This window comes from Bifidobacterium sp. 2450 (assembly GCF_041900695.1).
GTDB classification, from domain to species: domain Bacteria; phylum Actinomycetota; class Actinomycetes; order Actinomycetales; family Bifidobacteriaceae; genus Bifidobacterium; species Bifidobacterium longum.
In genome coordinates this window covers 24,851-38,078 of sequence record NZ_JBHEEA010000004.1, presented here as the reverse complement: position 1 = coordinate 38,078, position 13,228 = coordinate 24,851, and the positions used below count along the sequence as shown (strand labels likewise).

Here is a 13,228-nt window from a genome sequence, read left to right as displayed (position 1 = left end):
AAGGAACAACTCATGACAACCACAGCTAATCGAGTCGTCACCGTTGACGATTCGGCGATTAAGGTCAACGGCGAACGAGCCGAACTGTACGGTGGCGCAATCCATTACTGGCGTCTTGACCGAGACAAGTGGGAGAAGATTCTTGACGGAATCGTCGACCTCGGATTCACCATGGTGTCCATCTACATTCCTTGGGAAGCCCACGAGCTGTCCCGCGGTGTGTTCGACTTCGGTCAGGTGGATCCCCGCACGGACATCGATGCTTTCCTGACCCTGTGCGAAGACAAGGGGCTGAACATCGTGGTGCGCCCCGGCCCGCAGATCAACTCCGAAATGACCTGGTTCGGCTACCCCAAGCGCATTCTCGATGATGAGCGTCTGCAGGCCAAGAACTCCAGCGGAGCAAGGGCCGTGCTGACTCAGGTGCCGAAGCCGATTCCCGCACTTTCGTACGCCACCGACGCGTTCTTCGAAGAGACCGCACTGTGGTATGACGCGATCTGCCCGATTCTCGCCAAGCATGCGGTCAACAACGGCGGCGGCATCGTGGCCTGCCAGGTCGATAACGAGATGGCATTCTTCTTCGGCATCAATGCCTACTCCGGAGACTTCTCCGATGCTTCCCTGAAGCTCTACCGCGAGTTCCTGCTGGGCAAGTACGGCTCAGTGGAAGGCGTCGCCACCGCGTATGGACTCGGCCATATTGATGATTTCGATGCCTTCCAGCCGCCGCGCCGCTTCGAGCGTGCGGATCAGGCCAGCATCCCGTGGTACACGGATTGGTCGGAATATCGCGAGCGTTACCTGATCGATTCCATGGATCGATTGGCTGGTATGCTGCGTGAGCGTGGCCTTGACCAGATTGCGCTGTTCCACAACTACCCGCATCCGCTGGGACCGGGTGGTGCGGCCTCCGGTTTCACGTGCCCGTTCAATCTGCCGAAGCTGGAGGAGAAGCTCGACTTCGTCGGCTTCGACATCTACTCGCGCAAGCATCTGTACAATCACGTGAAGACCGTCGCCTCCTATGTGGTGGGCTCCAGCCGTTTCCCGTACATTCCTGAATTCATCGCCGGCGTGTGGGCTTGGTACCTGCATCCGGGCGACGCAGCCGATGAGGAGTTCGTCACCAAGGCCGCGTTGATGCAAGGTATCAAGGGTTTCAGCCGCTATATGATCGTCGAACGCGACAAGTGGTTCTTCTCGCCGATTCGCCGTGACGGAACCGTTCGTCCGATGTCCAAGATGCACAAGACCATGAACGAGATTCTCAAGGGCGTCGATTTCGGCAACCTGCGCCGCCGCAGCGACGTGCTGCTGCTGGCCAACCGCGAATACGACCGTCTTGAGGCCTCTTCCGTGCTGGTCTCCTTCCCCGGCGACTTCTTGGAAACTCCGTCCGGATTCTCCGAGTACCCGAACCGAATGACGGTGGCGGATGAGAAGTTCGGCTTCGATTCCATCGTCTCCCGCGAGAAGGGCGATTACTTCAACGCATTCAACGAATCGTTGAAGACCAGCGGCGTGGGCTATGTGCTTTCGGACACCGACCTGAATCCGCGGCGCTGGGCCGGCTACCGTGCCGTGGTTCTCGCCACGGAGGACTGGCTGGATGAGGCCACTCAGCGTGCTCTCGTCGAGTATGCCATAGCCGGTGGTTTGCTGGTCGTCGGACCGAAGGTTCCTTCGCTTGGACACACCATGGAGCCCTGCACCGTGCTTGCGGATGCACTGGGTCTTGCCCCGGGACGCGTTGGAAGCACGTCGGCCGTGTCGGTCGGTTCCGGCTACGCCATCGTGGTTCCCTCCCTCGAGCAGGCCAAGAACATCGGTGAAACGATTGCACAGACCACCAACGTGACTCGATTCATCAGCGACGACAGCCGTGTGGATGTTGTGGTTCACGATGACGTGACTAACGACGATCGTCAGATCGTGTTCGTGTGCAATCCCACTGATCAGACCATCACCACCCACGTGTCCGTCGACCGTACGCTGGTCAGCGCTCGCGAACTGTGGAATGACGTGATGCTCAATGTCGCGAACGGCGGCCTTGACCTCACGCTCGAACCGTACACGATTATGATCTGCGACTGCGCTGTCAACTGATAACAACCAACTATCGCAATACATCACACGAAAGGAATACGCCATGTTGGGCAAAGACGTCCTAATGGAAGATATTGATATTGATCAGTGGCGCAACGCGCAGGATCTGCTTCTGGAATCAGCCAAGGAGAAGAAACGCATCATCGTGCTGCACGACAACGGCGTGGTTCGCAAATGCGAGCACACCGACGGCCTCCCGGTTGCAGGCGCACCGGCAAGCATTACCGACGCGCAGAAGCAGGCCAAGGAGCTCTATGAGCAGAATGCCGACAATGTGGACTTCGTCGCCATATTCGAGCGGAGTGCTTTCGATGAGTACTTCTCCCGTATGCAGCAGTCTTGGGTCGCCGATGAACCGCTCGACTCCTTTATACATCGCACCTACGCTCTGCTGGATGAGTATCCGGACACCATGGTGACCTATCCGGGGCCGGCCAAGGAGGTGCTGGGCCTCCAGTACCGTTTCGGTGTGACCCGCAACGAGGCCATTGTGCTGGCCAACCGCTGGGTGCAGCCGGAGTCCTCCCTGCTGCTGGGTGTCTATGATGACGGCGGCCTGTGGGCCAGCCTGGTGATGACCTTTGATGCTGAACTGACCATGGTTGAGCTGACGACGGTGGACGCCGAGCGCGTTGACATCAAGGGCGATCTTGGCGAGGTCACGTCTCGTGCCATGGAATGGATGACTAAGCATCATCGTTCCGACGCCACCGCCTTGGTCTGGACTCGGGACGCTTTCGAGCAGTTCCGCACCGCAAAGAACAAGGAATTGGCGGTCGCTAAGGTTCTTGCTGAAGGCACTGCAGTGGCATTGCGTTCGTAATTCCTGAACAATGCAAGGGCGTGGTGAAAAGCAAAATTTTCCCCACGCCCTTTTTCATAACGCACCAGTGTTAGATTCTGCTAATAAAATGTAATTATTCCAACCATTACGATACGAAGAGGAGACCTTATGGGCGACGATAAAAACGCGCGTTCGGGCATTCTGGATGTGGCACGGGTCGCCGGAGTCTCCCCAGCCACGGTTTCCAGAGTCATCAACGGTACCGCGAAAGTATCGCCGGCAACGCGTCAAGCAGTTCAGGCGGCAATTAAAACTCTGCATTACGAGCCCAATAAATTCGCTCGCTCTCTCATCACCAATCGTTCGGGAATTATCGGTGTGCTGATTGATCGTTCAATCCGTTATGCTACGGCGAACGTGTTGGTGCAGTTGGAGGAATACGCCTCGCTGAGGGGATATATGTCCGTGGTGCTTACCGTGGACAAGCCATTCCGTGAGCGCTTTATGCAGGCTCTCACCAAATTCAGGTCGCTGTCTGCGGAGGGCATCATCGTTATTGCTCCGCGTATAGAGTTGTCTGAAACCATCGTGGACTGCAATGTGCCGGAACCGGTCATTATCGTGAGCTCTGAATTGAGCGATATCGGTATTCCTATGGTGGGGGAGAACCAGTATGACGGCGCTTGCCGGGCGATCCGGCATCTCGCGCAATCCGGTCATCGAGAGATTTGGCATGTGGCCGGTTCGCAGGATTGGTTCGATGAGCGGCGGCGTATGCAGGGCTGGCAAGATACCTTACGGCAGCAAGAACTGGGGCCGGGCAGAATGCTTCAGGCGTCCTGGTCGCCGAAGTCGGCCTACGATATCGTGATGGACACGGATTTCTCTCATAGGCCAGATGCCATATTTGTGGCTTCCGATCATATGGCGATGGCCGTGATTTCGGCTTTGGTCCGGAAAGGGTTGCGTGTACCAGAAGATATTTCGATAGTGAGCTTCGATGACGCCGAAGGCGCTGCCTATGCCACTCCACCGCTGACAACGGTCAAACAGAATCTGCCGGCCGTGGCGCGTAAGGCGGTGTCTTTGCTGGTCGATGTCATCGAAGGAAGATCGGTGAGCGCGGTAACGGTGATGGATTCCAAGCTGGTGGTGCGCAGTTCAACGCGAAGCCGCATTACCACGCATTAATATTTGAGGCTTCTGCTGTTTTCGTGGGTTAGGTTCTTGGTTGGGGCAGGTGTATGTCGAGTCCGCCGCAGCGGAGCATGATCAGGGCGATGATGTTGTTCGCGTGGTGGAAGCCGTAGGCCGTGCGTATGGTGACCTTGATCCTGTTGTCGGACGCCTCGAGCCTGGCGTTTGGACAGCCCAGTTCGGTTGTCCTGAGGATGTCGGGCCCATGACGGCGGGTCTTCCGGGGCGAGTTTGGATTGGCAACGGTGTGTTGGACTGTTTCTAGAGGGTGTTTCCTTGTTGTGTGAACTCCACGGGGCTCAGGTACCCGAGGGTCGAGTGGAGCCGTTGGTGGTTGTACCACCACACGTACCGGTTGACGTCCGAGCGTAGTTGCTCCACGTTCGTGTAGACGTTCCTGTGGATGAGTTCCTTCTTGACGAGCCGGTCGGTGGATTCGACCACCGCGTTGTCGTATGGGTTGCCGGGTCCGGAAAGGGAACGCGTGATGCCGAACACGTCGAGCATGCGTTCGATGCGTTCCCCGGTGAACCCGCCGCCGCGGTCCGTGTGGAACACCTCGATCTCATCCAGCGGGAAGCGCAGCGCGGCGAACGCGGCCAGCACGAGATCGGCGTCGTGCCTGACGCCGGCCGAATGGCCGGCGATCTGCCGGTTGGCCAGGTCGCCGGGCAGGCAGACGTACGCCCACGAACTGCCGACCCTCACGTAGGCCAGGTCGGAGGCCAGATGGGTGCGCGGCGCATAGCCATTGAACTCGCGGGCGAGGATGTTGGGAGCCGGGTCGTCGTTCGGCCTGGCCGGGCGTGGCCTATAGGCGGCCTTGGAATAGGAGCCGGCCATGCCGTTCCCCTCCATGATCCGGTTGATGCGGCGGCGGGACAGCGTCACGCCCTCGTGCCCCAGGGCGTGCTTGATCCTCCTGGCCCCGTACACCTTGCCGCCGTCCCTCCACACGCGCCCCACATCCTTCTCGTAAGGGTCGGCGCGTTCGGCCTCGGGGTGTTCGAGCATCCAGTGGTAGGCCGACCTGGCAACGCCCAGGACCCCGCACTGCGCCGATATCGGGCAGCGGCCGGCGTCGGACCGTATCACGTCTACCTTCGCGCGGATACCGGCGCCGCTTGTTCTGAAACGCCGACCTCCATCTCCAGCTGCCTGTTGCGTTTCCTCAGTTCGATCAGCTCGTTCTGCTCGGGCGTCCGGTTGTCGACGGCCCTGGTCGAGCCGCTGTTGCGGATGCCCTGCACCCAACGCTGCAGCGTGGAACGCGGGATGCCGTACCCCGCCCTGATCTGCGACGACGGCTTGACGTTCTCGTACAGCTGCACGATCTGCCTCTTGAACTCCTCCTCGTAATGACGGGGACGATTCGGATCGGCCATGATGATCAACTCCTCCGTTGTCATGTCCCGCATGAACCAGTCCAATACATTGTAGCCAATCCAGCGGGTGAACGGGGCGACGGAACGCGATTCGAGGTTCAGCGCGTCCGACGCCTCGCCGATCGCCGTGCCGGACTCGTTCCACGCGTCCGCCAGGCCGCGCACCATCACGGGCAGCATCGCCCCGTCGCCTTCGAACGACCGCTCCAGCCTGCGCCACGCCCCCGCGCACGACGGGCTCATGGAAACACTGACATTGGTACTCTTGGACATCGGAGGCTCCTTTGCCGGAACGGATAGGTTTAGGCACCACCCATTCTGCCCAGAAGCCTCTAACTATCCCCACTCCTCCAGCAGAACAGCAAACACGGTCTGTAATTTGTTGTCAGTTGACAACAAATTACACAGCGGTATATTGCCAAAAACGTGAGATAGCTTCATACAGAGTAGTTGTCAACTGACAACACAATGTACAGTGCAGAGCATCGTGCATCTGCCCTTCCCGGCGAGATCGCCGTACGTCTCATTGTCAGGCGTATTGCCAGACTATTCCTGCGGCACGCGAACCATGGCCTCCTGCGCAATCGCCGCTACCAAGTCGCCATTCTGCGCATACACCTTGGCGATGCCGAGTCCGCGTCCGTGCGCGGCGATAGGCGTATCCTGCACATACAAATGCCATTCGTTGATATCGATATCCTGATACCACCACATCGAATGGTCGATGGACGCATAGGAAATGCCCGGTGTGGAAATCGACAGTCCGGCGCGGCGCAGCACCGGCTCCATCATCACCTGATCGCAGCCAAGTGCCAGCATCGCACGATGCATGACCTGCGGCACATCGACGTGGCCATCGGCCTTCATCCACACCATCTGCTTGCCGGAATCATGCTCGGCGGAATCCTTGTCCGCGCGCAGCATCACGGTCGGCGTCACGTGGCGGATATCGAACGGCGATTTCTCGGCATAGTAATTGGCGAACGGCGACTTCTCGGCGAACGGCTGCATGAGTTCCTTAGCGGAAGTCAACGTTTCGGGATCGGGCAGGTTTTCCGGCATCGGATCGGCAAATTCCACACCCTCCTGGCCGGTCTCCTGGAAAGAGGCGATGGCCGTGAGAATCGACCCCTCGGCTTGGGTGACGTTGACCCGACGAGCGGAGAACGAGCGGCCGTCGCGAAGGTTCTCGACGTCAAACAACAGGTCTTGACGAATATCGCCGGCGGCAATGAAATAGCCATGTACCGAATGCGGCAGGCGTGAAGGGCCCACTGTTTTGGACGCGGCGATCACCGACTGGGCGATGACCTGGCCACCGTAGACGCGGCCGGTGGGGAAGTACATACTCTCGCCATTGATATATGTGTGATTGCGGTAAGCGGAAGGCTCGCCCAACTTCAGCACCTTCACCAGATGGTCCAATGGAGTTACGGTGGTTGCCTGAGCCATGGCGTTCCTCGATTCTTGTTCTGCTGTGTTCAATATTCGGTTATCGTATTCCAACCTATGGTTGGCAGTCTATCCGGTGGGGGTTAAGAGTTCCGGGAGTGAAATGTAACGAGACTGTTTGGAAGGTAAACGGCTGGTTATGCGGTGCATTGCCGCTACGTTGCTGCTGCGCTGCCAGTGTGTTGACGTAGACGACTATGGGGTTTTATTGGATGCGGGGCGGGGCAGCCATGGAGCAATTATGAGGAAAGCCGCCCCTGAGGGACGGCTTTCGACGTATAAAGCGCGTTGTGGCACTAATGCCGGCGTATCTCAGCCGCGCACAAGCTTCTTGTGCAGGCGGTGCGGGCGGGCCGCATCCTCGCCGAGGCGTACCACCTTGTTCTCCTGGTAGGCCTGGAAGTTGCCTTCGAACCAGTACCACTTGGCCGGGTTGTCGTCGTCGCCTTCCCACGCGAGGATATGCGTGGCGACACGGTCGAGGAACCAACGGTCGTGGGAGATCACCACAGCGCAGCCCGGGAATTCGAGCAGCGCGTTTTCGAGGGATTCCAAGGTCTCGACGTCCAGATCGTTGGTGGGCTCGTCGAGCAGCAGCAGGTTGCCGCCCTGCTTCAGGGTCAGGGCCAGGTTCAGACGGTTGCGCTCACCACCGGACAGCACACCGGTCAGCTTCTGCTGGTCGGCGCCCTTGAAGCCGAAGCTGGCCACGTAGGCGCGGGTCGGCACTTCCACGCCGGCCACCTCGATGAAGTCGAGGCCGCCGGACACGGCTTCCCACAGGTTCTTGTTCGGGTCCAGGCCCTCACGGTTCTGGTCCACGTAGCTGATTTTGACGGTGTCGCCAATCTTCAGCTCGCCGCTGGTCAGCGGTTCCAGGCCCACGATGGTCTTGAACAGCGTGGACTTACCCACGCCGTTCGGGCCGATCACGCCGACGATGCCGTTGCGCGGCAGCGTGAAGGACAGGTCGTCGATGAGCACACGCTCGCCGAAGGCCTTGTGGATGTGGTTGGCTTCCAGCACGGTGGAGCCCAGGCGCGGGCCGGCCGGAATCTGAATCTCGGAGAAGTCGAGCTTCTTGTTGTTCCGTGCCTCGTTCTCCATCTGGTCGTAACGTTCCAGACGGGCCTTGTTCTTGGCCTGACGGGCCTTGGGGGAGGAGCGCACCCAGTCGAGCTCGTTCTTCAGTCGCTTGGCGAGCTTGGCGTCCTTGGCTCCCTGGATCTCCAGACGCTTGGCCTTGGTCTCCAAGTAGGTGGAGTAGTTGCCCTTGTACGGGTACAGGTGGCCGCGGTCGACCTCGCAGATCCATTCGGCCACATTGTCCATGAAGTAACGATCGTGGGTGACGGCGATGACAGCGCCCTTGTACTGGTGCAGGAACTGTTCCAGCCACAGGATGGACTCGGCGTCCAGGTGGTTGGTGGGCTCGTCGAGCAGCAGCAGGTCCGGGGCCTCAAGCAGCAGCTTGCACAGGGCCACACGGCGGCGCTCGCCACCGGAGCACACGTTGACCGGGGTGTCCGGGTCCGGGCACTGCAGGGCGTCCATCGCCTGCTCGAGCTGGGAGTCGAGATCCCAGCCGTCGGCGGCGTCGATCTCGGTCTGCAGCTTGCCCATCTCTTCCATCAGGGCGTCGAAGTCGGCGTCCGGATTGGCCATCTCCTCACCGATTTCATTGAATCGGGCGACCTTCTCGGCAATCGGGCCGAACGCCATCTTGATGTTCTCGCCCACGGTCTTGGTGTCGTCCAGCGGCGGCTCCTGCTGCAGGATGCCGACCGTGAAGCCCGGGGTCAGGGTGGCCTCGCCGTTGCTCACGGTCTCCAGACCGGCCATGATCTTGAGCAGGGTGGACTTACCCATGCCGTTCGGGCCCACGACGCCGATCTTTGCGCCGGGCAGGAAGCTCAGGGTCACGTCATCGAGAATCACGCGGTCGCCGTAAGACTTGCGGGCCTTGATCATCTGAAATACGAATTCTGCCATGTTGTGCAGTTACTCCTTAAAAAGGGGTTGGAATTCCGCTGTTTCTTTAGTCTTTAGTTTGTGATGGATACGCTGTGTGCAGCGCGGAGCACGCCCCCGAATCACGGATCGCGGTGCGCCGCGTCAGGCCTGTGCCGCCCTGTCCGCATAACGATCGAATCCACGCCAAACCACCGCCCACCATGGTATCGGAAGGGCTGGAATGGCGGGCGTCGCTATGGCTTGGAGGGGTAATGGATGGGCCTGGCATTGCCGTGGCGCGACGCGCCGGGCGACGCGCCACGGTCCGGCGATGCTGTAGCATGTTCTCCTGTGCTTCATTGAGGTACAGATGGCCCCGTAGCTCAGTTGGTTAGAGCGCCGCCCTGTCACGGCGGAGGTCACCGGTTCAAGTCCGGCCGGGGTCGCCACCAAGCTCCTGACAAATGTCAGGAGCTTTTTTGTTCTTTTGCCGTATTTCGTGGTGTAGGGCGAAATATGTCGGGTTATAGGCCAAAATGTGTGTCTGGTGTTTAGTCGTTTGATTGCCATTCGACCCTGGTGTGGAAGTCGTTCCAGTCGATGCCGGTGCCGTATCGCATGGAAATACCGAAGGTTTCGTGCTGGCCTTGGGCTCTGCTCGACACGCCGATAGTCTGAATGACAACGTTTGCTATTGAATGACAACGTTAGCGTTAACAGTACTTACAAATGGTGAAAACGTGTGCAGGGTCACATTGGCAGAACGTGCGCGAGATATGACAAATCATGAAAAATACGCTATGGGAGGTCGTGGCAACTCATTACTATTTTCGCTATCTCGTACGCCACACAAGCCTTCAAGGAGTAAGCCGTGACCACGCTCGCCATTGATATCGGAGGAACCAAGATCGCCGCCGCCGTCTGCGATGAAAACGATAGCATCATCCAGCGCTGGCGTGTCCCCACGCCGATGGACGCCGACGCCATCAACCAGCACATCGCCGAGGTGTACCGCGAGGCTGTGGCCGCCGGGCACACCGATATCGAGGCCATCGGCATCTCCGCTGCCGGCAATGTGAGCGCGGACCGCAAGACGCTCACCTTCTCCGCCAACATCCCGGCCTGGATCAACTACGACCTGTCCGAGCACGTCGGCGCGCTGGTCGACCATGCTGTGCCGGTCATCGTTGAAAACGACGCCAACTGCGCCGGCTGGGGCGAATTCGTACATGGCGCCGGTCAGGGCAGCTCCAACATGGTCGCGCTGACCGTGGGCACCGGCCTCGGCGGCGCCATCGTGATCAACGGTCAGCTGTACCGCGGCTCCTTTGGCATGGCCTCCGAACTCGGCCACCTGCCGATGGTCCCGGACGGCGACCACTGCGGCTGCGGCCTGCGCGGCTGCGCCGAGCGCTACACCTCGGGCACTTCGCTGGAGAACTTCGCCAAGTCCGCCGTGCGCCGTCGTCCGCAGGATGCCAAGCGTCTCATGGAGCTGTGTGGCGGCGACATCGCCAAGCTGGAAGGCCCGATGGTCTCCCAGGCCGCCCAGGAAGGCGACGTGCTCGGCCTGTACGCATTCGGCAAGATCGGCGAATGGCTTGGCCGCACGATGGCCGCCGTCTCCGCCGTGCTCGATCCGGATCTGTTTGTGATCGGCGGCGGTGTGGTGGCCGTCGGTGACATTCTGCTGGAGCCGGCCCGCTACAACTACCAGCGCTTCCTGGAGGGCAGCGCCTATCGTGCCCACGCCAAGATCGTCGCCGCCACCGCCGGCCAAGACGCCGGCCTCATCGGCGCGGCCAACCTAGCTCTGCGCTGACGCGGCCGAACGCAAGGCATCCGGTCTTACGGCGACGTGGATAGCGGTGCGTAGATAACGCGCACAATGCAGATAGCGGCGTGCAAATAATCGCAAATAATACAGTGCGGTGATTCTCGTTTGGGAATCACCGCACTGTTGTTTTTCCCGAAAATAGCGGAACCCAACGTGGACGAAGGGAGCGTTGGGTTTGTCTAGAGGTTACATATAGTTATTAAAGGTAATGACTATTGGTAACTAAATGGAGGTTGGGTCAGCGATGAGCAAATCCCAGACCGAAATCGAGTCCGCGACCGAATCCAAGCCTGGCCGGCTGCCGGTGGAGGAAGTACGCAGTCTTATAGACGCCTGCTGGAAGGCCAAAACCATCACCGAACTGATGCCGGCATTGCCGAAAGGTCTGAAGCCGCGCTATGTTCACGTGATCGACGCCGTCTGGCATATCAACGAACAGAACGGGCAGGATATCGGCACCGCGCGCGTGGGCGATGTCAGCGCATTCCTTGGCGTCACTACACCAAGCATCACCAAGCTTGTAGGCGAAATGGCCGACCTCGGACTTGTCGTCAAACACGCCGATGCCACCGACCGCCGCGCGGTGACGCTTACGCTCACCGAACGCGGCCTGGATATCCGCCGCATCTACGTGGAGGAATATCGCGCGCATCTAAGCCAGCTGCTCGGCGGGCTGACCGTGGACCAGTGCGAAACCACGGTACGCACCTTGACCGAAGCCTTGCGACTCATGCAGCAGGACGCCAACAACCGGTAACAACCGGTAACAACCGGTAACAACCGGTACAACCGGTAGCCAGCCCATCGGCAACGCGACCGATAACACAGTCCAACGCAACCAACGACACTGCCTAACGGCGGCAAGCAGCCGGTCTCCAACAAACTCGTCATCGCGGTCGTCTCACTTGCGATTCTGACCTTCCTCGGCATCCTGTCGGAAACGTCACTGAACATCGCCTACTCCACGCTGATGGATGAGTTCTCCATCGGCGCTTCGGTGGTGCAGTGGCTCACCACTCGCCGCCCGCCGGAAATGGGGGAAGTCAAATAGTATGCCCGCAGCGGATTGGTTGGCTTTATGATGGAACAGATATGCCATCACAGGAGAAGCGGGAGAACTATCATGCTTGAACCACCGGTCACTCCGATCCGCAAGGCCAACGACGGTCTCGAACTGCCCGCCACCGGCTTCGGCACCTACAAGGTCAACGGCCTGGCCGGCGTGGACGCCGTCAAGTCCGCCATTCATCAGGGCTACCGACTCATCGATTCCGCTTTCAACTATGAGAACGAGGGCGTGGTGGGTCGTGCCATCCGCGAATCCGGTGTGCCGCGCGAAGACATCATCGTCACGTCCAAGCTGCCTGGCCGCCACCATGCTCACGATGAGGCGCTGCTCACCATTGAGGAGAGCGTGTGCCGGATGGGACTCGACTACATCGACCTCTACCTGATTCATTGGCCGAACCCGAGCCAGGGTCAGTTCGTCGAGGCATGGGAAGTGCTGGTCGAAGCTCGCGAACGCGGCTTGGTCAAGCACATTGGCGTCAGCAACTTCCTGCCCGGCCACATCGACCTGCTCATTCGCGATACGGGTGTGACGCCGGCCGTCAACCAGGTCGAGCTGCACCCGTACTTCCAGCAGCGCGAACAGCTGGCCTACGACAATGCGCACGGCATCATCACCGAGGCATGGAGCCCGCTGGGCCGGGCCAACCAGATGCTGCGCGATCCGGATCTGAAGCGCATCGCCGCCAAGCACGGTATTTCCGTGGTCCAGGCCATTTTGCGCTGGCACCTCCAGTACGGCGACGTGGCCATCCCGAAGTCCCTGAACCCGGAACGCCAGCGCCAGAACCTTGACCTGACCGCTTTTGAGCTCGATGATCAGGACATGGCCGATATCGCCGCGATGGACAACCCCGAAGGCCACACCTTCGGCCAGAACCCCTACTGGCACGAAGAAGCGTGATTCCAGCATGCAACGTCCTATTATGACTTCGCGGTCGTTTTTGCGCACGCCGTCCGAAGCGGCCGGGCCCGGCGACGAGCAGGTGATCGAAGACCTCGTAGACACGCTGGAGGCCAACCGTTCACGGTGCGTGGGCATGGCCGCCAACATGATTGGCGTAGGCAAACGCATCATCGTCTTTGTGGATGAAGACCTTGGCGGGCGCATAACGGTGATGCTCAACCCCGTGATTACCGCTTCGGACGGTGCCTTCGACACCCAGGAAGGATGCCTGTCCCTGACCGGCGAACGCCGCACACTGCGTTATCGACGTATTGAGGTCAACTACGAGGACCGTCGGTTCCGCGCCCGCCACGCCACCTTCGTCGGCTGGACCGCGCAGATTATCCAGCACGAAGTTGATCACTGCAACGGCATCATCATCTGATTCATTCGGTGCTCGTTGCAGCCCAACTCCCGAGGCTGGTCATCGCGATTACGATGCGATTGCATCGCAACCGCTATGACCAGCCTTTTTGTGCACTGGTGGGGTGGGTGTT

At 59.7% G+C, this 13,228-nt stretch carries 12 protein-coding genes, 1 tRNA gene and 1 pseudogene; 9 read left to right on the top strand and 5 right to left on the bottom strand.

Annotation, left to right across the window (positions count from 1 at the left end; genetic code table 11):
- The first annotated feature begins 12 nt into the window (after positions 1-12).
- The 3 genes from ACEUKI_RS02435 to ACEUKI_RS02425 all read left to right on the top strand — a co-directional run bounded on the left by ACEUKI_RS02435 (position 13) and on the right by ACEUKI_RS02425 (position 4,084).
- Positions 13-2,109: a beta-galactosidase gene (locus ACEUKI_RS02435; RefSeq protein ID WP_080785935.1), complete on the top strand. Its 2,097-nt coding sequence runs from the start codon at positions 13-15 to the stop codon at positions 2,107-2,109.
- A 64-nt stretch (positions 2,110-2,173) separates the two neighbouring features.
- Entirely contained in the window at positions 2,174-2,932 is a 759-nt protein-coding gene (locus ACEUKI_RS02430) for a hypothetical protein (protein ID WP_143248076.1), read from the top strand.
- A gap of 129 nt (positions 2,933-3,061) precedes the next feature.
- A complete protein-coding gene (locus ACEUKI_RS02425) occupies positions 3,062-4,084 on the top strand; it encodes a LacI family DNA-binding transcriptional regulator (RefSeq protein WP_080785937.1) in 1,023 nt (340 codons plus the stop codon).
- A gap of 28 nt (positions 4,085-4,112) precedes the next feature.
- On the opposite strand, the gene ACEUKI_RS02420 is transcribed toward ACEUKI_RS02425, so the two are convergent.
- The 5 genes from ACEUKI_RS02420 to ettA all read right to left on the bottom strand — a co-directional run bounded on the left by ACEUKI_RS02420 (position 4,113) and on the right by ettA (position 8,919).
- A complete protein-coding gene (locus ACEUKI_RS02420) occupies positions 4,113-4,433 on the bottom strand; it encodes a transposase (RefSeq protein WP_374156463.1) in 321 nt (106 codons plus the stop codon).
- Positions 4,352-5,185: an IS3 family transposase gene (locus ACEUKI_RS02415; protein WP_374156462.1), complete on the bottom strand. Its 834-nt coding sequence runs from the start codon at positions 5,183-5,185 to the stop codon at positions 4,352-4,354. The genes ACEUKI_RS02420 and ACEUKI_RS02415 overlap by 82 nt, the downstream gene beginning before the upstream one ends.
- Positions 5,186-5,187: 2 nt before the next feature.
- Positions 5,188-5,748, bottom strand: coding sequence for a transposase (locus tag ACEUKI_RS02410; protein ID WP_374156461.1), 561 nt, complete (start codon positions 5,746-5,748; stop codon positions 5,188-5,190).
- A 273-nt stretch (positions 5,749-6,021) separates the two neighbouring features.
- Positions 6,022-6,927: an acyl-CoA thioesterase II gene (locus ACEUKI_RS02405; RefSeq protein ID WP_008782912.1), complete on the bottom strand. Its 906-nt coding sequence runs from the start codon at positions 6,925-6,927 to the stop codon at positions 6,022-6,024.
- A gap of 312 nt (positions 6,928-7,239) precedes the next feature.
- Positions 7,240-8,919: an energy-dependent translational throttle protein EttA gene (ettA, locus tag ACEUKI_RS02400; protein ID WP_080785942.1), complete on the bottom strand. Its 1,680-nt coding sequence runs from the start codon at positions 8,917-8,919 to the stop codon at positions 7,240-7,242.
- Positions 8,920-9,252: 333 nt separating this feature from the next.
- Between ettA and ACEUKI_RS02395 the strand changes: the two genes are divergently transcribed.
- The 6 genes and pseudogenes from ACEUKI_RS02395 to ACEUKI_RS02370 all read left to right on the top strand — a co-directional run bounded on the left by ACEUKI_RS02395 (position 9,253) and on the right by ACEUKI_RS02370 (position 13,116).
- Positions 9,253-9,329: transfer RNA gene (locus ACEUKI_RS02395), tRNA-Asp, on the top strand.
- A 422-nt stretch (positions 9,330-9,751) separates the two neighbouring features.
- Positions 9,752-10,702, top strand: coding sequence for an ROK family glucokinase (locus ACEUKI_RS02390; protein WP_080785943.1), 951 nt, complete (start codon positions 9,752-9,754; stop codon positions 10,700-10,702).
- 241 nt (positions 10,703-10,943) lie between these two features.
- Positions 10,944-11,474 (top strand): MarR family winged helix-turn-helix transcriptional regulator, encoded by a 531-nt coding sequence (locus tag ACEUKI_RS02385; RefSeq protein WP_374156460.1) that lies wholly within the window; start codon positions 10,944-10,946, stop codon positions 11,472-11,474.
- Positions 11,475-11,564: 90 nt separating this feature from the next.
- A pseudogene (locus ACEUKI_RS02380) lies at positions 11,565-11,735 on the top strand (MFS transporter); the annotation flags it as partial.
- A gap of 105 nt (positions 11,736-11,840) precedes the next feature.
- Positions 11,841-12,689 (top strand): aldo/keto reductase, encoded by an 849-nt coding sequence (locus ACEUKI_RS02375; RefSeq protein ID WP_374156459.1) that lies wholly within the window; start codon positions 11,841-11,843, stop codon positions 12,687-12,689.
- A gap of 7 nt (positions 12,690-12,696) precedes the next feature.
- Complete coding sequence (locus tag ACEUKI_RS02370) at positions 12,697-13,116, top strand: peptide deformylase (protein ID WP_080785946.1); 420 nt, start codon at positions 12,697-12,699, stop codon at positions 13,114-13,116.
- Positions 13,117-13,228 lie beyond the last annotated feature (112 nt).